Here is an 18,822-nt window from a genome sequence, read left to right as displayed (position 1 = left end):
GGCCGAGCGGAAAAGCTGTCTACTCTGCGGTGGTGTCGGCGGCGGCCTCGGCCGGCGGCGTGCCGGCACCATCGCCCTCGCGCTGTTCCCGGGCGGGTTTGCCCGCGACGGCAGCGGCCTTCGTCGCCCGGTGGGGGGCGAGCACCATGATCATGTTGCGGCCGTCCTGCTTCGGACTGGCCTCCACGAAGCCCAGCTCCGAGATCTCCTCGCTGAGCCGGCGCAGGAGCCGGAAACCCAGCTCGGGGCGGCTCTGCTCGCGACCGCGGAACATGATCGTCACCTTGACCTTGTCGCCCGCCTTGAGGAACCGCACCACGTGACCCTTCTTGGTCTCGTAGTCGTGCGGGTCGATCTTCGGGCGGAGCTTCATCTCCTTGATGACGGTCTGCTGCTGGTTGCGCCGCGCCTCGCGAGCCTTCAGTGCGCTCTCGTACTTGAACTTGCCGAAGTCCATGAGCTTGCACACCGGCGGCCGCGCCATCGGAGCAACCTCGACCAGATCCAGATCGACGTCCGCGGCCAGTTGGAGAGCGCGCTCGAGCGGCACGATGCCGACCTGCTCACCCTCGGGACCGACCAGGCGGACCTCACGCGCCCGGATCTGCTCGTTAATGCGTGGTTCGACGCTGATGGGGCCTCCTCAGAACGGTTTCTGTTCACGCCCCGCGGTTCCCCAACCGCGCAGGCGCTGCCAATGTCGGTCGGCCCCGAGCGCCCTCGTGGTGCGGGACGCCGAGAAAGCAGAAGGCCCCGGCGCATGCCAGGGCCCGCTCGACCGGTCATCGGCGCCCATGAGGACGCTCCCCAAGCCCGAGATATTCCCCTCGGGTCGGGTGACCGGACCCGGCCGCCTCGAGGACGTCGGGTGGGAACCAGCGGGCTCCTCTTTCGCGCCTGCGGCCCAGCTCTCTCAAGCGGGACACAGACGTGGTCGACTGCCGTAAGTCTATCAGGCCTTCACGGCGGATGAATGCAGGGCCCGGAGAGCCCGGACACCGTCGACCGCGTAGTCCTTGTCGGCCGCCTGCAGGGCGTGAATCGACACCTGCTCGTCGTTGGTCAGTTCGAGCTGCGCCCACGGCGAGTTCCGGTCGAAGCGCACCGCCCGGACCACCGACCAGGGCAGGTCGTAGCCGCCCACGACGTTCCGGATCTTGATGTGGTCGTCATCGGCGGTCACCCGGGGCCGGCAGAACGCCAGGATGCCCAGGGCGATCAGGATGCCGAGACCGATCATCGCGGTCTGGTCGCCCCGCTCGAACTTGCCGGAGTTGTCGAACCCCGCCGAGCCGTGCAGGCCGAAGCTGATCGCGGTGAACAGCACCACGACCCCGGCCGCCGTGCTCCCGGCAACCCAGCGGATCTTCTTCGGGCGGTATTCGACCACGCTGAAGAGCGTACTCATAGCCGGCAGTTGGCGATGTCGGTGACCAGGATGGCGCGCGCCCCGAGCTCGTACAGCTCGTCCATGGTCCGGTGCACCGAGGCGCGCTGCACCATGGCCTGCACCGCTACCCAGCCCTCCCGGTGCAGCGGCGAGACGGTCGGCGACTCGATGCCCGGGGTCAGCGCGGTCGCGTTCTCCAGCAGGTCGGCACGCACGTCGTAGGCGAGCATCACGTAGCTGCGGGCCACCAGCACGCCCTGCAGCCGGCGGATCAGCTGGGCGGTGCCGGCCGCGGTGCTGCCCGGACGGCCGATCAGGATCGCCGACGAGCGCAGCAGCGGCTCGCCGATCGTGACCAGCCCGGCCTGACGCAGCGTGGCGCCGGTCTCCACCACGTCGGCGATGAGGTCGGCCACGCCGAGGCGGACCGCGTTCTCCACGGCGCCGTCGAGCCGTACCACGTCGGCCTTCAGGTCGTGCTCGACGAGGTAGCGTTCGACCAGCCCGGGAAAGGCGGTGGCGACGCGCCGGCCGCCGATCTCGGCGGTCGTGGTGAGGGTCCCGGCCGGAGCGGCCCAGCGGAAGGTGGCCCCGCCGAACGCGAGGTCGACCAGCTCCTCGGCGGCGACGCCGGAGTCGAGCAGCAGGTCCCGGCCGGTGATGCCGAGGTCGAGGTCGCCGGTGCCGACGTAGGCGGCGATGTCGCGGGGTCGCAGGTAGAAGAACTCGACGTTGTTCGGCTCGTCTCGGCAGACCAGGTCCTTCGGGTCGGTACGCTGGCGATATCCGGCGTCGCGCAGCATCTGCGAGGCCGGCTGGGAGAGAGTGCCCTTGTTCGGAATGGCGATGCGCAGCATGACGTGCTCCTTCGTCTGACGAGAACGGGACGGAATCACGTCACAGATGTCGGTACACGTCCTCGAGGTCGAGACCAGACGCGATCATCAGGACCTGGGCCTGGTAGAGCAGCTGGGAAATCTCCTCGGCGGCCCGCTCGGGGCCCTCGTGCTCGGCGGCCATCCAGGACTCGGCCGCCTCCTCGACGACCTTCTTGCCGATGAAGTGGACCCCGCGCTCCAGGGCCGCGACGGTGGACGAACCCTCCGGGCGCGTCTCCGCCTTCTCCCGCAGCTCGGCGAACAACTCTTCGAACGTCTTCACGGCCGCCATTGTGACAACTCATCACGGGATCGATACGAACGACCCCAGCAGGTGAGACGTGCCCTAGGCTTGCCGGTCATGGTCAGCCGAAACACCCTCACGACCGTCGGCGGCGCGGCGCTGATGCTCGCCGCGCTCGCGGCCTGCGCCCCCGCCGACGAGAGCACCGCCACCGCACCGTCCGCCTCGGCGTCCGTGAACCCCTGCCCGGCCGGAGCGCTGCCGACGAAGACCGCCGGAAAGCTCACCATCGGCACCGACAACCCGGCGTACGAGCCGTGGTTCAGCGACAACAAGCCGAGCAACGGCAAGGGCTTCGAGTCGGCCGTGGCGTACCAGGTCGCCCAGCGTCTCGGCTATCCGGCCGAGAACGTGACGTGGGTCTCCGTGACGTTCAACAGCGCGATCGCACCCGGCCCGAAATCGTTCGACTTCGATATCAACGAGTTCTCGATCACCGACGACCGCAAGAAGGCCGTCGATTTCTCCTCGCCGTACTACCTGGTCCGGCAGACGGTGATCACCGTCAAGGGCTCGAAGATCGCGAACGCCAAGTCGATCGCCGACCTGCAGAACGCCAAGCTCGGCGCCCAGGTCGGCACCACGAGCTACCAGGCCATCACCGACGTGATCAAGCCCACGGTCCAGCCGTCGGTCTTCAACAACAACGACGACGCCAAGGCCGCCCTGATCAACGGCACGGTCGACGGCATCGTGGTCGACCTGCCGACCGCCTTCTACATGACCGGCGCCGAGCTCAAGGACGGCGTCATCGTCGGCCAGCTGCCGCAGGTCGGGGTGCCCGAGCAGTTCGGCCTGCTGCTGGACAAGGGCTCGGCCCTGACCGGCTGCGTGAGCGGCGCCGTCGACCAGCTGCGCAACGACGGCACGCTGGCGGTCCTGGAGAAGACCTGGCTGGCTCAGACCGGCGGGGCGCCCGAGCTCCAGTGATCCCGTGACGACCGAAGTCCACCGCCCGAGTGACATTCAGCTGGGCCGGATCGCCTACCGCCGCGGGAAGGCGATCCGGTCCGTGCTGCTCGCCGCTCTCTCCACCGCGGTGTTCGGCACCCTGATCGGGGTCCTCGTCACCGGCTCGCCCGGCTGGCCGCGGGTCAAGCAGTCGTTCTTCGACCCCTCCGTCGCCCGGAAGTTCCTGCCGAGCATCCTCGAGGGATTCTGGCTCAACATCCGGCTGTTCGTCGTCTGCGCGGCCGGCGCACTGCTGCTCGGCCTGATCGCCTCGGTGCTGCGCACGCTGCGCGGGCCGGTCTTCTTCCCGGTGCGGACGCTGGCCACGATCTACACGTACACGTTTCGCGGCCTCCCGCTGATCATCACGATCTACCTGTTCGCCTACGGCATCCCCGGCCTGCGGCTGCAGGGCACCCCGAGCGTGGTCGTGCTCGGTGGCGCGGCAATCACCATCACGTACGGCTCCTACATCGCCGAGGTGCTGCGGGCCGGCATCGAGTCGGTGCACCCGAGCCAGATGGCCGCGGCGCGCTCGCTCGGGCTCGGCTACCGCCAGTCGATGCGCTACGTGGTGCTACCGCAGGCGGTACGCCGAGCGTCGCCGGCGCTGCTCAACGACGTCGTCTCGATGCAGAAGGACGTGGGGCTCATCTCGCTGGCCGGCCCGATCGACGCGATCCGGGCCGCACAGATCGGTGCGGCACAGAGCGCGAACTTCACCCCGTACGTGGTCGCGGGTGTGCTTTTTGTGCTTTTTGCCCTGCCGCTGATCGGCGTGACCGACTACATGACGCTGCGCGCCGCCCGGCGCCAGAACGCGGGGACCTGATGCTGCTGACCTGCACGGGCATCCGCAAGACGTTCGGCGACACGATGGTGCTCGACGGTCTCGACCTGTCGGTCGACGAGCACGAGGTGGTCGCGCTGATCGGCGCCTCCGGCTCCGGCAAGTCCACCCTGCTGCGCTGCGTGAACCTGCTGGCCGAGGTCGACGACGGCACGATCGAGCTCGACGGCGAGGACATCACCAACCCCAAGGTCAATCCCGATCTCGTACGCCGGAAGATCGGTCTCGTCTTCCAGTCGTACAACCTGTTCCCGCACATGACCGTCCTCGACAACATCACCCTGTCCCCGGTGAAGGTGCACGGCCGCCCCGCGGCCGAGGCCAAGGAACAGGCGATGGACTGGCTGACCCGAATCGGCCTGGCCGACAAGGCCGGCAGCTACCCGGACCGCCTCTCCGGCGGCCAGCAGCAGCGGGCGGCCATCATCCGAGCCCTGGTCAACTCCCCCCGCCTGCTCCTGCTCGACGAGGTGACCTCGGCCCTGGACCCGGAACTGGTCGGCGAGGTGCTCACAATGATCCGCGACCTCAAGGGGGACGGGATCACCATGGTCCTGGCCACCCACGAGATGGGGTTCGCCCGGCAGGTGGCCGATCGGGTGGCGTTCCTGGACAACGGGAAGGTGCTGGAGGAAGGGCCGCCGGCGCAGGTACTGAAGGATCCGGTGGAGGCGCGTACCCGGCAGTTCCTGGCCCGCATCATCGAGGCGGGGCGTCTGTAGACCGGGCGCCCACTCGCGGTCCGTGCGGCCGGGCGCGCATCCGGGTGGCCAAGCCTGCTTGCCATGGGCCGACACCTGCCCACTCGCGGTCCGTGCGGCCGGGCGCGCATCCGGGTGGCCAAGCCTGCTCGCCATGGGCCGACACCTGCCCACTCGCGGTCCGTGCGGCCGGTCGCGGATCCGGGTGCCAAGCCTGCTTGCCATGGCCCGACACCTGCCCACTCGCGGTCGTGCGGCCGCGCGCGGATCCGGGTGGCCAAGCCTGCTTGCCATGGCCCGACACCTGCCCACTCGCGGTCCGTGCGGCCGGTCGCGGTGGGAATGGAATTGCCTTCCTCGGGAACGTTAATGTCGCTACCGCGCCAGGTTGGCATGATCGAACGGTTGTTCGGGCTTACCACCGCATTCCCTCGGCTGCGATAATATAGGGGTGCGACAGCTACAGTTCTTCACGACAGCCCAACTGGCCAAAATGCGTGACCGAACTAAAGCGCGCAATTATTCACCCGAGAAGGACGCATTTCGCCGAGAGCACGCCCGCCACCGCGATTGGGGCCTCGCCCAGCGGCACGCGCTAAAGCTGCGCCGCCTGCACGCAGCCCACACCGACGAGACGTCGCCGCCATTCACCACAGGGTCCACCCAAACGAAACCGGCCGACCCGCCCGCACACACCGGACATGCGGAGCCGTCGTCCCCCGCGGAGCTGGAGGAGCAGCCGTCACGAGCGGAGCCGGAGGAGCGACCGTCACGCGTGGAGCTGCGACCGTCGCGCGTGGAGCTGGAGCAGCGGCCGTCGCGCGGGCAGCCGAAAGAGCAGCCGTCACCAGCGGAGCCGAAAGAGCAGCGGTCACACGCCACACCGCCCGCGCGACCGTCACACGCCACACCGCCCGCGCGACCGTCACACGCCACACCGCCCGCACGACCGTCACACGCCGAGCCGATGGGGGCAAGTTCGGTCTCGACAAATCGGCGGGCGAGCCGGCCCTTGAAATCCATCCGCCAGAGCTCGATACCGCGTATTACAACGCTCCGCAAACGATCCTCCCAGCAGAGCATCGCCAGGCTCAAGGAAACTATAGCGGAAATTCGTGAACGCGAGTGCGACAGTTTTAACCGCCGTCATGTCGAGGGCTCATGCCATTCCTCGGGCGGGCGTTCGGTGTCGGTCGTTCGCGCATTTTCGCTGCGTGCGAAAGAATTGATCGCGCATTCGCTCGGGGAGCTCGAAACCGGCCCGCCACCATGACGTCCAACGAGCGGGCCCGCCACGACAGCGTCGGACGGGCGCCCTCGAGGTGGGCGGTTGCCCCAGGGCGGACTGCTTCGGGCGGGCCCGCTGGGGTGGTGTCGCTCTGGTGCGACAGATGCGGCCTCTGGCGAGACGGACGCGGCCGGCGGCGTGACGGACGCGGCCTCTGGTGCGACGGATGCGACCTCTGGCGAGACGGAGGCGGCCGGCGGCGTGACGGATGCGGCCTCTGGTGCGACGGATGCGGCCGGCGGCGTGACGGATGCGGCCTCTGGCGTGACGGATGCGGCCGGTGGCGTGCCGGGCGGGTGGTGTGCGCGCCCGGCACGTGCGGTTTTATGGCTTGGCCAGCTCGCGTAGGACCAAGGCGGTGTCGAGGGCCGCCACCGTGCTCTGGTAGCCCTTGTCTTCGATCGAGTCTTCCAGGCCGGCTCGGTCGCGGGCCTGGCCCAGGCTGTGCACCGTCAGCACGCCCTGGGCTACGGGGGTGTGCTCATCGAGGGCTATGCGGGTCAGGCCGGTGGTGACCGAGTCGCAGACGTACTCGAAATGCTCGGTCTCGCCCTTGATCACGACGCCCAGGGCGACGACCGCGTCGCACTGCTTGGCCAGGGCCTGGGCGACTACGGGTAGCTCTACGGCGCCGGCTACCCGGTGGATCGTGACGTCCGCGACGCCGCAGGCCTGGGCCGCGGCCTTGGCCCGCTCGATCATGTGATCGACCAGGTCGGCGTGCCATCGTGAGCCGACGATGCCGAGCCGTAGCCCGGCCGCGTCGACGGTCTGCACGTGCGGATCACCGAAGCCGGCCATCTCTGCCCCCTTTTTCCCAGAATTTCATACTAATCAGCCGAGGGCTTCGAAAAGGTGCCCCATGCGGTCTCGCTTCGTCCGCAGGTAGCGCACGTTCTCCGGGTGCAACCGCACCGGCAAGGCCTCGCGGCCGGTCACGGTCAGCCCGTAGCCCTCCAGGCCGGCCCGCTTCGCCGGGTTGTTGGTGAGCAGCCGCATCGAGCGCACGCCCAGGTCGTACAGGATCTGAGCGCCCGTCCCGTAGTCTCGCGCGTCGGCCGGCAGGCCCAGCTCCAGGTTCGCGTCGACCGTGTCGAAGCCGCGGTCCTGCAGCTGGTACGCCTGCAGCTTGTGCAGCAGCCCGATCCCCCGGCCCTCGTGCCCGCGCATGTAGAGCACCACGCCCCGGCCCGCCTCGGCGACCTGCTGCATCGCCGCGTTCAGCTGCGGGCCGCAGTCGCAGCGCTTGGAGCCGAACACGTCCCCGGTCAGGCACTCGGAGTGCACCCGGACCAGCACGTCCTCGCCGTCGCCGAGGTCACCGAAGACCAGCGCCACGTGCTCGCTGCCGTCGACCTGCGCGCGGTAGCCGACCGCGGTGAAGTCGCCGTGCTCGGTCGGCAGCCGGGTCTCCACCACCAGCTCGACCTGCTTCTCCTGCAGCCGCCGGTACGCGACCAGGTCGGCGATCGTGATCAGCGTCAGGTCGTGCTCCTTCGCGAACCGCTCCAGGTCGGGGCGGCGCTGCATGGTGCCGTCGTCGTTGACCATCTCGCAGAGCACCCCGGCCGGACGCAGGCCGGCCAGCACCGAGAGGTCGATCGCCGCCTCGGTGTGGCCCGGGCGGCGCAGCACCCCGCCGGCCTTGGCCCGCAACGGGACCACGTGGCCGGGGCGGGACAGGTCGGTGGGACGCGTGTCGGGCGAGGAGAGCAGCCGCAGCGTGCGGGCCCGGTCGGCGGCCGAGATGCCGGTCGACACGCCCTCGCTCGCGTCGACGGTCACGGCGTACGCGGTGCCCCGCCGGTCCTGGTTGGTGTGGTACATCGGCGGCAGCTCGAGGCGGTCCGCCTCCTCCTCGGTGATCGGCGCGCAGATGTAGCCCGAGGTGTAGCGGACCATGAACGCGACCAGCTCCGGCGTGGCCTTCTCGGCCGCGAAGATGAGATCGCCCTCGTTCTCCCGGTCCTCGTCGTCGACCACGATCACCGGGCGGCCGGCGGCAATATCGGCGATCGCCCGCTCAATGTCTTCGAACATCATCGGCTCCCCAGCATCTTTTCCACGTACTTGGCGATCACGTCGACCTCGAGGTTCACCGGGTCGCCCGCGCTCTTGGATCCCAGGACGGTCAGCTTCAGCGTGGTCGGGATCAGCCCGACGCTGAAGGATGCGTCGTCCACCGCCATGACGGTCAGCGAGACCCCGTCGACGGTGATCGAGCCCTTCTCCACCACGTACTTCGCGAGATGCGACGGCAGGGAGAAGCGGAGCACCTCCCACTCGGATTCGGGCGTACGGTCGAGGATCTTGGCGACCCCGTCCACGTGCCCCTGCACGAGATGCCCGCCGAGCCGGCTGCCGACCGTGGCGGCCCGCTCCAGGTTGACCTGGCTGCCCACGCGCAGCGCGCCGAGCGAGGAGCGCCGCAGCGTCTCGCCCATCACGTCGGCGGTGAACACGCCGTCCTCGTTCTCGATCACGGTGAGACAGACCCCGTTGACCGAGATCGAGTCGCCATGCCGAGCGTCCGACGTGACGACGGGCCCGCGGACCGCGATGACGGCGGAGTCGCCGCCGCCGTCGACCAGGCGGACCACCTCGCCCAGTTCCTCGACGATGCCGGTGAACATTTAGGCGTCCTTCCATTCCGAATTAGGGCGGTGGGTGGGGGGATCGGAGGGCTTTGTCTGGAGCGATGCGGTGAAGCGCAGGTCGGGACCGATCTGCGCGATGTCGGTGAGATCGAGCTCGATGGCGTCGGCGATCGTGCCGACCCCGGCGTCGACCAGGGCGGGCTTGCCGGCGCCGAGCAGCTTGGGCGCGACGTACCCGATCACCTGGTCGACCAGCCCGGCGGCCAGGAACGAGCCGGCCAGCGTCGGGCCGCCCTCCAGCAGCACCGAGCGGATGCCTCGGCCGAACAGCGCGGCGAGCATCGAGTGCAGGTCGACGCGGCCGTCCGGCCCCGCGCCGACCTCGTCGGTCGTGACGATCCAGGTGGGTGCGGCCACGTCGCGGACGCGCGCCGTCTTGGGCGTACGCCCGGCGGAGTCGACCACCACCCGCAGCGGCTGCTTGATCGCCAGCGTGCCGTCCCGCAGGTCGCGGACGGTGAGCTGCGGGTCGTCGGCGAGCACCGTCCCGGCGCCCACCATGATCGCGTCCATCGTGCTGCGCAGCACGTGCACGTCGCTGCGGGCCGGCGCCGAGGTGATCCACTGGCTGGTGTCGTCGGCGGCGGCCGAGCGGCCGTCGAGGGTGGCGGCGAACTTCCAGGTCACGTACGGTCGGGCGCGCCGCACCGCGGTGAGCCATGCGATGTTGCCCTGCTCCGCCTCCTTGCGGCGCACCCCGGTCTCCACCTGCACGCCGGCCGCCCGCAGCGTGGTGGAGCCGCCGGCGGCGACCGGGGTCGGGTCGTCCACGGCGATCACCACGCGGCGCACACCCGCATTGATCAGCGCGTGGCTGCACGGTCCGGTCCGGCCGATGTGGTTGCAGGGCTCCAGGGTGACCACGGCGGTGCCGCCGCGGGCCCGCTCACCGGCCTGGGCGAGCGCCACGATCTCGGCGTGCGGCCCGCCGGCGTACGCGTGGAAGCCCTCACCCACCACCTCGCCGTCGGAGTCCAGCAGGAGGCAGCCGACGACGGGGTTCGGGCTGGTCGTTCCGAGGCCCCGGGCGGCGAGCGCGATAGCGCGGCGCATCGCCTCGTCCTCGGTAACCATGGCGTTCCTCTCGGGCGCGGTACGGTCACGCGCCGAGGAACGGGAAATAACGCCAGGAATCGAACAGTCGGGTACGCTTCGCGCGCCCCGGTCGACGACACGCGAAGCGAGCCCTCGGTCCGATCCCGCGCGCTGTCTCCCATCCGGACTGTCTGACCGGGCGGCAAGTGCCGCTCGACCAACCGTCGGCCCCGGAGTCTCACCAGGTCCACCGTCCGTCATGACGACGTCCGGGTCGCGGGCTTACCGATGCTCACCGCATCGGATCACCGCCGGTTCGGAATTTCACCGAGTCCCGCCAGCGCGTGGTGGGTTACCCCTGAGTCTTGCACGATCACCCAGATTTGCCACCAGGTCGGCGAGGCATCTCACATTCGGCCGGATCTCGATGACGTGGATGAACAAAGCCGCCAAGCGGACTACTCGTCGCCGTCCCCGCCGGCTCGCCGCCGGTCGATCGCCACGTAGGACCCGGGCTGGGACTTGGCCACCTTCTTCATCTCGGAGGCCACCGCGATCACCACTCGCGGGTCGGTGAACGTGCGGCCCTCGACGGTGGCCTGGGCGACCCCGATGGAGAGGGTGACCAACGCTGCCTTGTTCTTGTTGCCGCGCCGGTCGGGGACCTCGATGTAGCCGCGCTCGGCGTCACCCGGGTCGTACAGCCGGTCGGCGGCCTGCTCGAAATCGGTGACCGTGCGCTTGGTCAGCGGCAGCACCTGGTCGGGGGCGCAGATGAAGACGAAGTCGTCGCCGCCGATGTGGCCCAGGAAGATCGACGGTGGGCCGATCGTGGTGACCGCCTTGTGCAGGCAGCGGGCGAGCGCGGTGATGAACTCGTCGCCGCGGTCGAACCCGTACACGTCGTTGACGCTCTTGAACCGGTCGATGTCGATGTAGCCCACGGAGTATTCGCCGCCGGCCCGCATCCGGTCGTGGATCTCGCGCCGCACCCGGGAGTTGCCGGGCAGCCCGGTCAGCGGGGAGACCTCGCGGAACTCCTTGTTGCGCTGCAACGTGTTGGTGACGCGGGCCAGCAGCTCGAAGGTGTCGAACGGCTTGACCAGGTAGTCGTCGACGCCGGACCGGAGGCCCACCACCTTGTCCGCGGTCATGCTCTTGGCGGTCAGCATGATCACCGGGAGGGTGGAGGTGAGCGGCTCGGCGCGCAGCCGGCGGGTCAGCTCGACCCCGTTCATCCCCGGCATCATCCAGTCGACCACCGCCAGGTCGGGGCGGCGGTCCTGAATCACGCGCAGCGCCTCCTCGCCGTCGGCGGCGCGGAGGACGTCGTAGCCCTCCATCTTCAGGTTGAACTCGACGAAGCCCGCAATGTCCTGATCGTCGTCGACCACCAGGATCAGGTCGGGCCGCTGCTCCGGTTCCGGCCCGAGATCGCCGATATCGCGCACCATGTCGGTGCTCATCCTGTCTCCCCGCTGCCGACCAGCTCAATAATGCGACGGACCAGCCCTCTCGGCCAGTGCGCGAAGATGCCGAACCGCCTCCGCGGGGTCGGCCGCGCCGTACACCGCGGTGCCGGCCACGAACGCGTCGGCGCCCGCCTCGGCGGCCTCGGCGATGGTGTCGGCAGCGATGCCGCCGTCCACCTCGAGGCGCACCTCGAGCTGTTTCGCGGCGATCCGGCGGCGCACGTCACGCACCTTCGCCAGCATCTCGGGCAGGAACTTCTGCCCGCCGAAGCCGGCCTTGATCGTCATGATCAGCAGCGTGTCGAAGTACGGCAGGAGCTCCAGGTACGGCTCGACCGGCGTGTCCCGGTCGATCGCCAGCCCGGCCTTGGAGCCGGCCGCCCGCAGCGTCTTGGCCAGGGCCACCGGGTCGTCGCAGGCCTCGGCGTGGAAGGTCACGTTGTACGCCCCGGCCTCCGCGTACCCGGGCGCCCAGCGCTGCGGGTCGGTGATCATCAGGTGCACGTCGAACGGGAGGCTGGTCGACTTGCGCAGGCTCTGCACCACCGGCAGGCCGATGGTCAGGTTGGGCACGAAGTGGTTGTCCATGACGTCGACGTGCACCCAGTCGGCCGCACCCTCGATCGCGCCCACCTCGTCGGCGAGACGGGCGAAGTCGGCGGCAAGGATGCTGGGCGCAATGATCGGCTTAGCTTCCACCGGGGCAGTCTAAGGCGTTCGGAGGTCGCTTCTCCGGCGGCTGTGGACAACCGGGATAGAGTGACCGTCCGATTGCCTGGGGAGGCGCGCATGTGGCGGTGGGCGGTTGGCGTGCTCTGCGTGCTGGCGCTCGGCGGGTGCGGCGAGCGGCCCGGCGGCCTGGACGGCGACCTGACCGACGACTGGCGGCCGATGGCCGCGGCCACCCCGTTCCGCCCGCAGGCCGGCACCTGCCACGCCGACCTGGTGCAGAGCACGACCGTGGACAGCTACGCTCCGATGCCCTGCGCCGAGCCGCACCTGGCCGAGACCGTGGCGGTGGCGACGGTCCGCAAGCAGAGCACGGCGCTGGCCTTCGCGGCCTGCTCGACGGCCGCCGGCGCGTTCCTGGGCGGCGATTGGCGTACCGGATGGGTGGTGTTGCAACCGGTGTTGCCGAGCAAGGCGGCCTGGGCCGGCGGCGCCCGCTGGGTCCGCTGCGACGTGGCCGAGACGTCCCCGGTCGACGGCTCGCTGGTGCACCGCACCGGCAGTCTGAAGGGCAGCGTGCGGACCGGCGGCCGGCTGCGGATGGGCTGCGCCAACCCGACCGTCGAGGGCGACAAGGTCACCGAGATGCACCCGGTGCCCTGCCCGAAGGCGCACACCGCCGAGTTCGCCGGCCTGTTCACCACCGCCAAGGCCAGGTCGGCCGACCTCAGCGGCGACGAGGTGGCGAGGGGCTGCGACCGGGCGATCGCGGCGTTCACCGGCCTCGCCGACGACTCCACGCTACCGAGCCGGGTCGGCTGGCTGGGCTTCCCGCCGGACGACACCGCGTGGCAGATGGGCGACCGGTCGATCCGCTGTTTCCTGTGGCTCAACGGGGAGAAGGTGACCGGCTCCTACCACGGCGCCGGTCCCGGCAAGCTCAAGATCCACTACGGGAGTCGATGAGCGTCAGCCGCTCCCGCAGGGCCCGGTGGAAGCCGGCGCCGTCGTTCAGCCGCGGGAACGGGGCGTCCGGCACGGGCGCGCCGAGGAAATCGCAGAGCGGCCCCCAGCCCTCGCTCACCGTGAACTCCAGCAGGCGATCGGGGGCGATCTCCGCGCGTACGGCCGCATTGTGCTCCTGGAAAAGTTGGAGGGCCGCCTCGCGGTCGGCGAAACGGCCGCCGAAGGTCCCCTGCCAGACGGTCTTCTCGGCCATCTCCCGCCCGGCCACCATGACCTGCGGCAGCGGCCCGTCCATGGTCGCCGCCGCATAGATGGTCCGGTACGCGCTGTCGTACCAGTCGCCGGGATCGCGCGTGGTCAGGATGACCTGCGCGGCCGGATGCGCGGCGGTGAGCTCGCGCCAGAAAAAGGTGCCGGGCCAATCCACGGTCGATCGATAGCCGTCAAAGGCGGCATCGAGGCAGGCCGCTTCCCCATCCGCGGCCCGGCCAAGGAGCGAGGCCCGCCAGGGGTCCTCGAGCAGCGGCATCATGTGCATGCACGGACCGAATCCGAGCTGCTCGAGCGCCACCTTCAGGCTGAGTGTCCCGGTCCGGCCGAAGCCCACGCCGATCACATCCATGGCCTGGTTATACCCGAGCCATGTCGATGCAGTCGGCCGAAAAGGTCAAGAAGTCCGGCGCAGAACCGCCAGGAACATCGCGTCGGTACCGTGCCGATGCGGCCACAACTGCACCGTCGGCCCGGGCCCCAGACCCGGCATGCCCGGCGGCAGCAGCAGCCGCGCATCGACGAAATCGACCTCGACCCCGCTGCGCCGCGCGCCCTCGGTGACCGTCACCTGCGTCTCGACCATGTGCGGCGAGCAGGTCACGTACGCGACCAGGCCGCCCGGCCGCACCGCCCGCAGCGCCGCCACCAGCAGTTCCCGCTGCAACTTGGTCAACGCCGGCAGATCCGACGGCTGCCGGCGCCAGCGCGACTCCGGCCGCCGGCGCAGCGAGCCGAGCCCGGTGCACGGCGCGTCGACCAGCACCCGGTCGAACGACTCCTCCGGCAGATCGGGGTCGCGGCCCACCGAGCGCCCGTCCATCGGCAGCACCGTCACCGGCATGCCCTCGGTGGCGTGCTCGACCAGGCGGGCCCGGTGCTCGGCCACCTCGACCGCGGTCACCTCGGCGTTGCGCAGCGCGGCGATCGAGCCGAGCAGCCCGGCCTTGCCGCCCGGGCCCGCGCACAGGTCCAGCCAGCGGGTGTCCCGGCCCTCGATCGGCGCGGCCAGCAGCGCGGCCGCCACCAGCTGGGAGCCCTCGTCCTGGACGTGCGCGCGACCCTGGCGGATCGCGGCCAGCTCGCCCGGCGAGCCGCCGGCGTTCAGATAGACCGTGTACGGCGAGAACGCCCCCGGCTCCCCGTCGACCTCGTCGGCCAGCTCGATCGCGTCGGCCCGCCCGGGCCGCGCGCACAGGTGCACGATCGGGGCCTGGTTGTCCTCGATCAGCAGCCGCTTGGTCTCCTCGAGATCGCCGCCGAGCGCCTCGGCGAACGCCCGCACGATCCACTGCGGGTGGTTGTGCTGCACCGAGAGGTTGCCGACCGGGTCGACGTCGTACGCCGGGGCCAGCCGCTCGAGCCAGCCCTCCAGCGGCGTCTCGGTGATCGTCCGCAGCACCGCGTTGGCGAAGCCGGCCGCACCCGGCGCGACCGAGCGCACCAGGTCGACGGTCTGGTTGACCGCGGCGTGCGCCGGCACCCGGGTGTGCAGCAGCTGGTAGGCCCCCAGGCGCAGCGCGTCGCGGGCCGGCGGGTCGATCCGGGCCACGTCCCGCCCGGCGGCCGCCCCGATGATCAGGTCGAGGGTGCCGACCGAGCGCAGCGTGCCGTACGTGAGCTCGGTGGCGAACGCGGCGTCCCGGCCGCTGAGCCCCATGCCGCGAAGGATCTCGGCGAGCGCGAGATTGGCGTACGCGTCGTCCCGGTGCACCGCGGCGATCGCCTCGTACGCGGCCTGGCGAGCCGGGTCGGACGGCGGCCGGCCGCCGCGCGGCGCCCGCCCGGTGCGGGAGTCACGGGAGTAGCCGGGACCGGCGGTCCCTCGTGGGCGGCCGGAACCGTGCGGCCGCCCGGCGCGATGGTCGCTCACTCGAACCGCTCCCCCGCCTGGATGCGCAGGCCACGGGCCCAGTCGGTGGCCGGCATCGCCTTTTTCCCGGCCGGGCGCACCTCGCCCAGCGCGACGGGCGTGGTCGCCGTGCCGACCAGCACCTGGGTCCGCTCCACCTGGATGGCGCCCGCGGTCAGCGAAGGCCCGTTGGCGATCGGACGCACCGGCCCCAATTTGACCCGCTCGCCGCGAAATATCGTCCAGGCGCCCGGGGCCGGAGTGCAGGCCCGCACGCGCCGGTCGACGGCGAAGGCTGGATCGTTCCACCGCACGTTGGCGTCCTCAACGGTGATCTTGGGGGCCAGCGTCACATCGAAGCCCGGCTGCGGATGGGCCTTGGCAGTACCCGCCTGGATCGCGTCAAGCACCGCCACCAGCAGGCCCGCTCCGCTGACCGCCAGCCGATCGAGCAGGTCACCGGACGTGTCCGTCGGCCGGATCTCCTCGGTGAGCGTCCCGTAGACCGGGCCGGTGTCCAGTCCCGCCTCCAGCTCGAAGACGCTCGCCCCGGTCACCTCGTCACCATGCAGCACCGCGTGCTGCACCGGCGCGGCGCCCCGCCAGGCGGGCAGCAGCGAGAAGTGCAGGTTCACCCAGCCGTGCCGGGGGATCTCCAGCGCGCTCGGCGGTACCAGTGCGCCGTACGCGACCACCGGCACGCAATCGGGCGCCAGCTCGCGCAGCCGCTGCTGGAACTCCGGCTCGCGCGGCCGGGCCGGGGTCAGCACCTCGATGCCGCGCTCGTCGGCCCAGGCGCCCGCGGGCGAGCGCACCAGGTGCCGGCCGCGACCGGCGGGCGCGTCCGGGCGGGTCACCACGGCGAGCAGCTCGTGGCCGGAGGCGGCGATGGCGTCGAGGCTGGGCAGGGCGACGGCCGGCGTACCGGCGAAGACGAGGCGCAACCCGGTCACCGTCCCAGCCCGAAGATGCCCCGGCCGTGCGGGCTGTCCTTGATCGTCGGCGGCTTGGCGGCGTCGTACCAGTCGGCGGCGCGGATCTGCTTCATCGCGTCCTTGCGCGAGGCGGCGTCCAGCCGGTCGAGGAACAGCACCCCGTCGAGGTGATCGGTCTCGTGCTGCACGCAGCGGCTCATCAGTCCGGTGCCGACCACCTGGATCGGGTCGCCGTGCTCGTTGAAGCCGTTGGCGATCACGTTCTGCCGGCGCTTGGTGTCGATGTAGATGCCGGGGATCGACAGGCAGCCCTCCGGCCCGTCCTGTTCCTCCTCGTCGGGGAAGGACAGCACCGGGTTCACGATGTGGCCCACCACGTCGTCCACGTCGAAGCTGAACACGCGCAGCCCGACGCCGAGCTGCGGGGCGGCCAGGCCGGCGCCGCCCTCGTCCTGCATGGTCTCGACCAGGTCGCGCACGAGGGTGCGCAGCTCCTTGTCGAAATCCACGACGGGGTCGGCCGGCGTCCGCAGCACCGGATCACCGAAGAGACGGATGGGCTGAACGGTCACGCGGCGAGACTCCTGACTTTCCGGGGTGGCACCCGGCCAGTCTACGGAGTGCCGCCGGCGGTCATCCCGCCAGCGTGACAGGTACCTCCCGCCAGCCACGAAGGTTCATCCGGGGGCGTCGGCGCGGGCGGGCGATCAGCTCCATGCCGGGGAATCGGCGCAGCAGCGCAGGCAGCGCGATCTGCGCCTCCAGCCGGGCCAGCGGGGCGCCGAGGCAGTAGTGCACGCCACCGCCGAACGACAGCGGCGGCGGCCCGGCGCGCCCCGGCTCGAAGACGTCCGGCCGCGGGAACCGAGCCGGATCGCGGTTGGCCGCGCCGAGCAGCAGGAGCAGGTCGCTGCCGGACGGGATCGCCAGGCCCGCGATCGCGCTCGCGCCTTCTGCCCGGCGCGAGGTGACCTGCACCGGCGGGTCGATCCGCAAGACCTCTTCCACGTACGCCGGAGCCAGCGCCGGATCGTCGCGCAGCTTGCCGGCGTACGCGGGATGATCGAGCGCCAGGACGATCCCGCCGGCGATCAGGTTGGTGGTCGTCTCGAAGCCCGCGACCAGCAGCAGCGCGAGGTTGGCCAGCAGCTCGTCGCCGGTGAGTCGCTCGCCGTCCGCCTCGTGCGCCGCGGCGAGCGCGGTGACCAGGTCGTCCCGCGGATCGGCCCGGCGCGCCGCCACCAGGTGCGCGAAGTAGTCGGTCAGCTCGTCGGCCGCCGCGTCCGCCAGCTTCCGGTCGTCCTCGCTCCAGTTCAGCTCCAGCACGCCGGTCAGGGCCGTGGCCAGCTCGCGAAACCGCCCCCGATCCGCGGCCGGAACACCCAGCAACGCGGTGATCACCCCGATCGGCAGCGGGTACGCCAGCCGGGCCACCAGATCAAGACCTTTCGCGTACGCGGTGAGCTCGTCCAGCAGCTCGTCGACCTGCTGGGAGATGACCGCTCGTAGCCCCTCGACCCGCCGGGCGGTGAAGACACCCGCGGCGAGCCGGCGCATGCGCGTGTGCCGGGGCGGGTTCGCCCGCAGCATCGAGTCGGCGAACAGCGCGATGGACCGATACTCCCGCCAGCCCGGCCGGACGGCGTCGAGCCGCTCGGCGTCGAGCTTCTGCATGGCGCTGTCCCGCAGGGCCCGATCGACGGCGTCGTACCCGTTGACGAGAAAAGCCCGGTCGCCGATCTGCAGGATCTGTCCGTGCGCGTGCAGGGCGGCGTAGGCCTCGTTCGGATCGAGGTCCCCGGTGAAGGTGAGCAGAGTCTTGGCGGCCTCGCTGGCATCCATCGTTCGATATTCCATGGTGTCCGCACCGTTCGCCACGTTTGCTGCTCAGGCCCGCCACTCAGAAGATCGTTGCCGGGTCGACCTCGATCCGGACGGTCAGCGCGGCCTTCTTGGCGCTGCGCACGGCGGCGGCCTCGTGCAGCGCCCGCGCCATCGCGGCGGCCTGCGAGCGGGAGGTGCGAACCAGCATCCGCTCCTCGTCGTCACCGGCCGGGACCGGCCCGAGCACCTCGGCCCCGGCCGGCAGCCGCGCGGCGGCGAGCAGCTCGGCGACCGCCTCCGGCTTCCCGGTGAGGCCGGCCATCCGTGCGGCCGGCGGAAAACCCAGCTCGCGCCGCTCGGCCAGCTCCCGCTCGGCGAACCAGCCCGGCTCCCACCGGATCAGCGCCTGCACCGTGGCCAGCGACCCGTCGGCCACCACCACGACCCGGCCGCCGTCGCGGGCCGACCGGGCCAGCGCCGCGGCGTTCAGCCAGCGCCGCATCGTCTCCTCGGCCGCGCGCAGGTCGGAGCGGGTCAGCAGCGCCCAGGTGTCGAGCAGCAGCACCGCGCCGTACCCGCCCTCGGCGTGCGGCTCGGCCCCCGGCGTGGCCACCACCACGGCCGCCTCGGCCGGCACGGTGTCGAGGATCTCGTCCCGCCCCGAGGTGCGCACCGGCACCCCCGGGAAGGCCCGACCCAGCTCCTCGGCGGTGCGGCGGGCCCCCGGTCCCCGGGCCCCCCGCCGCCCCCCCCCCCCCGCCCGGCCCCGAAACCCGGCCG

At 71.0% G+C, this 18,822-nt stretch carries 19 protein-coding genes, 1 pseudogene and 1 riboswitch; of the genes and pseudogenes, 4 read left to right on the top strand and 16 right to left on the bottom strand.

Annotation, left to right across the window (positions count from 1 at the left end; all coding sequences use genetic code 11):
• Positions 1 to 19: 19 nt before the first annotated feature.
• From infC to ODJ79_RS35105, 4 genes are all read right to left on the bottom strand, one after another.
• Positions 20 to 616, bottom strand: coding sequence for a translation initiation factor IF-3 (gene infC / locus ODJ79_RS35120; RefSeq protein WP_263028033.1), 597 nt, complete (start codon positions 614 to 616; stop codon positions 20 to 22).
• Positions 617 to 952: 336 nt separating this feature from the next.
• Positions 953 to 1,408 carry a PH domain-containing protein gene (locus ODJ79_RS35115; RefSeq protein ID WP_263027960.1) on the bottom strand — a complete coding sequence of 152 codons (456 nt, stop codon included), beginning with the start codon at positions 1,406 to 1,408 and terminating at the stop codon, positions 953 to 955.
• Positions 1,405 to 2,247, bottom strand: coding sequence for an ATP phosphoribosyltransferase (gene hisG, locus ODJ79_RS35110; protein WP_263027959.1), 843 nt, complete (start codon positions 2,245 to 2,247; stop codon positions 1,405 to 1,407). Before hisG ends, ODJ79_RS35115 begins: the two co-directional genes overlap by 4 nt.
• Positions 2,248 to 2,287: 40 nt before the next feature.
• Complete coding sequence (locus ODJ79_RS35105) at positions 2,288 to 2,560, bottom strand: phosphoribosyl-ATP diphosphatase (protein WP_317620729.1); 273 nt, start codon at positions 2,558 to 2,560, stop codon at positions 2,288 to 2,290.
• Between the two features lie 69 nt (positions 2,561 to 2,629).
• On the opposite strand from ODJ79_RS35105, the gene ODJ79_RS35100 reads away from it, so the two are divergent.
• From ODJ79_RS35100 to ODJ79_RS35090, 3 genes are read left to right on the top strand one after another with little or no spacing between them, the layout of a single operon-like run.
• A complete protein-coding gene (locus tag ODJ79_RS35100) occupies positions 2,630 to 3,502 on the top strand; it encodes an ABC transporter substrate-binding protein (protein WP_263027957.1) in 873 nt (290 codons plus the stop codon).
• Positions 3,503 to 3,506: 4 nt separating this feature from the next.
• Positions 3,507 to 4,355: an amino acid ABC transporter permease gene (locus ODJ79_RS35095; protein ID WP_263027956.1), complete on the top strand. Its 849-nt coding sequence runs from the start codon at positions 3,507 to 3,509 to the stop codon at positions 4,353 to 4,355.
• On the top strand, positions 4,355 to 5,095 hold the full coding sequence (locus tag ODJ79_RS35090; protein WP_263027955.1) for an amino acid ABC transporter ATP-binding protein: 741 nt from the start codon (positions 4,355 to 4,357) through the stop codon (positions 5,093 to 5,095). Before ODJ79_RS35095 ends, ODJ79_RS35090 begins: the two co-directional genes overlap by 1 nt.
• Positions 5,096 to 6,686: 1,591 nt before the next feature.
• Here the strand turns inward: ODJ79_RS35090 and ribH are convergent.
• The 6 genes from ribH to rpe form a co-directional block, all read right to left on the bottom strand.
• Positions 6,687 to 7,163 carry a 6,7-dimethyl-8-ribityllumazine synthase gene (gene ribH, locus ODJ79_RS35085; protein WP_263027954.1) on the bottom strand — a complete coding sequence of 159 codons (477 nt, stop codon included), beginning with the start codon at positions 7,161 to 7,163 and terminating at the stop codon, positions 6,687 to 6,689.
• A 33-nt stretch (positions 7,164 to 7,196) separates the two neighbouring features.
• Positions 7,197 to 8,402, bottom strand: a complete 1,206-nt coding sequence (locus ODJ79_RS35080) for a bifunctional 3,4-dihydroxy-2-butanone-4-phosphate synthase/GTP cyclohydrolase II (protein WP_263027953.1) — start codon at positions 8,400 to 8,402, stop codon at positions 7,197 to 7,199.
• Positions 8,402 to 8,995, bottom strand: a complete 594-nt coding sequence (locus ODJ79_RS35075; protein ID WP_263027952.1) for a riboflavin synthase — start codon at positions 8,993 to 8,995, stop codon at positions 8,402 to 8,404. Before ODJ79_RS35075 ends, ODJ79_RS35080 begins: the two co-directional genes overlap by 1 nt.
• Complete coding sequence (gene ribD / locus ODJ79_RS35070) at positions 8,996 to 10,093, bottom strand: bifunctional diaminohydroxyphosphoribosylaminopyrimidine deaminase/5-amino-6-(5-phosphoribosylamino)uracil reductase RibD (RefSeq protein WP_263027951.1); 1,098 nt, start codon at positions 10,091 to 10,093, stop codon at positions 8,996 to 8,998.
• Between the two features lie 127 nt (positions 10,094 to 10,220).
• Positions 10,221 to 10,400, bottom strand: a riboswitch (FMN riboswitch).
• Positions 10,401 to 10,512: 112 nt separating this feature from the next.
• Positions 10,513 to 11,520, bottom strand: a complete 1,008-nt coding sequence (locus tag ODJ79_RS35065) for a response regulator (RefSeq protein ID WP_263027950.1) — start codon at positions 11,518 to 11,520, stop codon at positions 10,513 to 10,515.
• A gap of 24 nt (positions 11,521 to 11,544) precedes the next feature.
• The gene (gene rpe / locus ODJ79_RS35060) at positions 11,545 to 12,225 is read right to left on the bottom strand and encodes a ribulose-phosphate 3-epimerase (RefSeq protein ID WP_263027949.1); all 681 of its coding nucleotides are present in this window, start codon (positions 12,223 to 12,225) and stop codon (positions 11,545 to 11,547) included.
• A 90-nt stretch (positions 12,226 to 12,315) separates the two neighbouring features.
• Here rpe and ODJ79_RS35055 point away from each other — a divergent pair, with 90 nt between their 5' ends.
• Positions 12,316 to 13,161, top strand: a complete 846-nt coding sequence (locus ODJ79_RS35055; RefSeq protein ID WP_263027948.1) for a septum formation family protein — start codon at positions 12,316 to 12,318, stop codon at positions 13,159 to 13,161.
• Here the strand turns inward: ODJ79_RS35055 and ODJ79_RS35050 are convergent.
• The 6 genes and pseudogenes from ODJ79_RS35050 to ODJ79_RS35025 all read right to left on the bottom strand — a co-directional run.
• On the bottom strand, positions 13,136 to 13,783 hold the full coding sequence (locus ODJ79_RS35050) for a sulfotransferase family protein (protein ID WP_263027947.1): 648 nt from the start codon (positions 13,781 to 13,783) through the stop codon (positions 13,136 to 13,138). The two genes, ODJ79_RS35055 and ODJ79_RS35050, sit on opposite strands and share 26 nt — an antisense overlap.
• 45 nt (positions 13,784 to 13,828) lie before the next feature.
• Entirely contained in the window at positions 13,829 to 15,304 is a 1,476-nt protein-coding gene (locus tag ODJ79_RS35045; protein WP_263027946.1) for an RsmB/NOP family class I SAM-dependent RNA methyltransferase, read from the bottom strand.
• Positions 15,301 to 16,227, bottom strand: a complete 927-nt coding sequence (gene fmt, locus ODJ79_RS35040) for a methionyl-tRNA formyltransferase (protein WP_263028032.1) — start codon at positions 16,225 to 16,227, stop codon at positions 15,301 to 15,303. Before fmt ends, ODJ79_RS35045 begins: the two co-directional genes overlap by 4 nt.
• 5 nt (positions 16,228 to 16,232) lie before the next feature.
• Positions 16,233 to 16,790 (bottom strand): peptide deformylase, encoded by a 558-nt coding sequence (gene def, locus ODJ79_RS35035; protein WP_263027945.1) that lies wholly within the window; start codon positions 16,788 to 16,790, stop codon positions 16,233 to 16,235.
• A gap of 61 nt (positions 16,791 to 16,851) precedes the next feature.
• A complete protein-coding gene (locus ODJ79_RS35030; protein WP_263028031.1) occupies positions 16,852 to 18,060 on the bottom strand; it encodes a cytochrome P450 in 1,209 nt (402 codons plus the stop codon).
• Between the two features lie 58 nt (positions 18,061 to 18,118).
• A pseudogene (locus ODJ79_RS35025) lies at positions 18,119 to 18,822 on the bottom strand (primosomal protein N'); the annotation flags it as partial.

The organism is Actinoplanes sp. KI2, assembly GCF_025630775.1.
In the GTDB taxonomy this organism is placed as follows: Bacteria; Actinomycetota; Actinomycetes; order Mycobacteriales; family Micromonosporaceae; genus Actinoplanes.
The sequence above is the reverse complement of the archived record's forward strand: the minus strand, read 5'-3'. Positions and strand labels throughout refer to the sequence as shown.

Coding starts and splice junctions, on each gene's coding strand:
- ODJ79_RS35115 (WP_263027960.1), bottom strand. CDS start 1,408: ATGAGTACGCTCTTCAGCGTGGTCGAATACCGCCCGAAGAAGATCCGC.
- hisG (WP_263027959.1), bottom strand. CDS start 2,247: ATGCTGCGCATCGCCATTCCGAACAAGGGCACTCTCTCCCAGCCGGCC.
- ODJ79_RS35105 (WP_317620729.1), bottom strand. CDS start 2,560: ATGGCGGCCGTGAAGACGTTCGAAGAGTTGTTCGCCGAGCTGCGGGAG.
- ODJ79_RS35100 (WP_263027957.1), top strand. CDS start 2,630: ATGGTCAGCCGAAACACCCTCACGACCGTCGGCGGCGCGGCGCTGATG.
- ODJ79_RS35090 (WP_263027955.1), top strand. CDS start 4,355: ATGCTGCTGACCTGCACGGGCATCCGCAAGACGTTCGGCGACACGATG.
- ribH (WP_263027954.1), bottom strand. CDS start 7,163: ATGGCCGGCTTCGGTGATCCGCACGTGCAGACCGTCGACGCGGCCGGG.
- ODJ79_RS35080 (WP_263027953.1), bottom strand. CDS start 8,402: ATGTTCGAAGACATTGAGCGGGCGATCGCCGATATTGCCGCCGGCCGC.
- ODJ79_RS35075 (WP_263027952.1), bottom strand. CDS start 8,995: ATGTTCACCGGCATCGTCGAGGAACTGGGCGAGGTGGTCCGCCTGGTC.
- ribD (WP_263027951.1), bottom strand. CDS start 10,093: ATGGTTACCGAGGACGAGGCGATGCGCCGCGCTATCGCGCTCGCCGCC.
- ODJ79_RS35065 (WP_263027950.1), bottom strand. CDS start 11,520: ATGAGCACCGACATGGTGCGCGATATCGGCGATCTCGGGCCGGAACCG.
- ODJ79_RS35055 (WP_263027948.1), top strand. CDS start 12,316: ATGTGGCGGTGGGCGGTTGGCGTGCTCTGCGTGCTGGCGCTCGGCGGG.
- ODJ79_RS35050 (WP_263027947.1), bottom strand. CDS start 13,783: ATGGATGTGATCGGCGTGGGCTTCGGCCGGACCGGGACACTCAGCCTG.
- ODJ79_RS35030 (WP_263028031.1), bottom strand. CDS start 18,060: ATGGATGCCAGCGAGGCCGCCAAGACTCTGCTCACCTTCACCGGGGAC.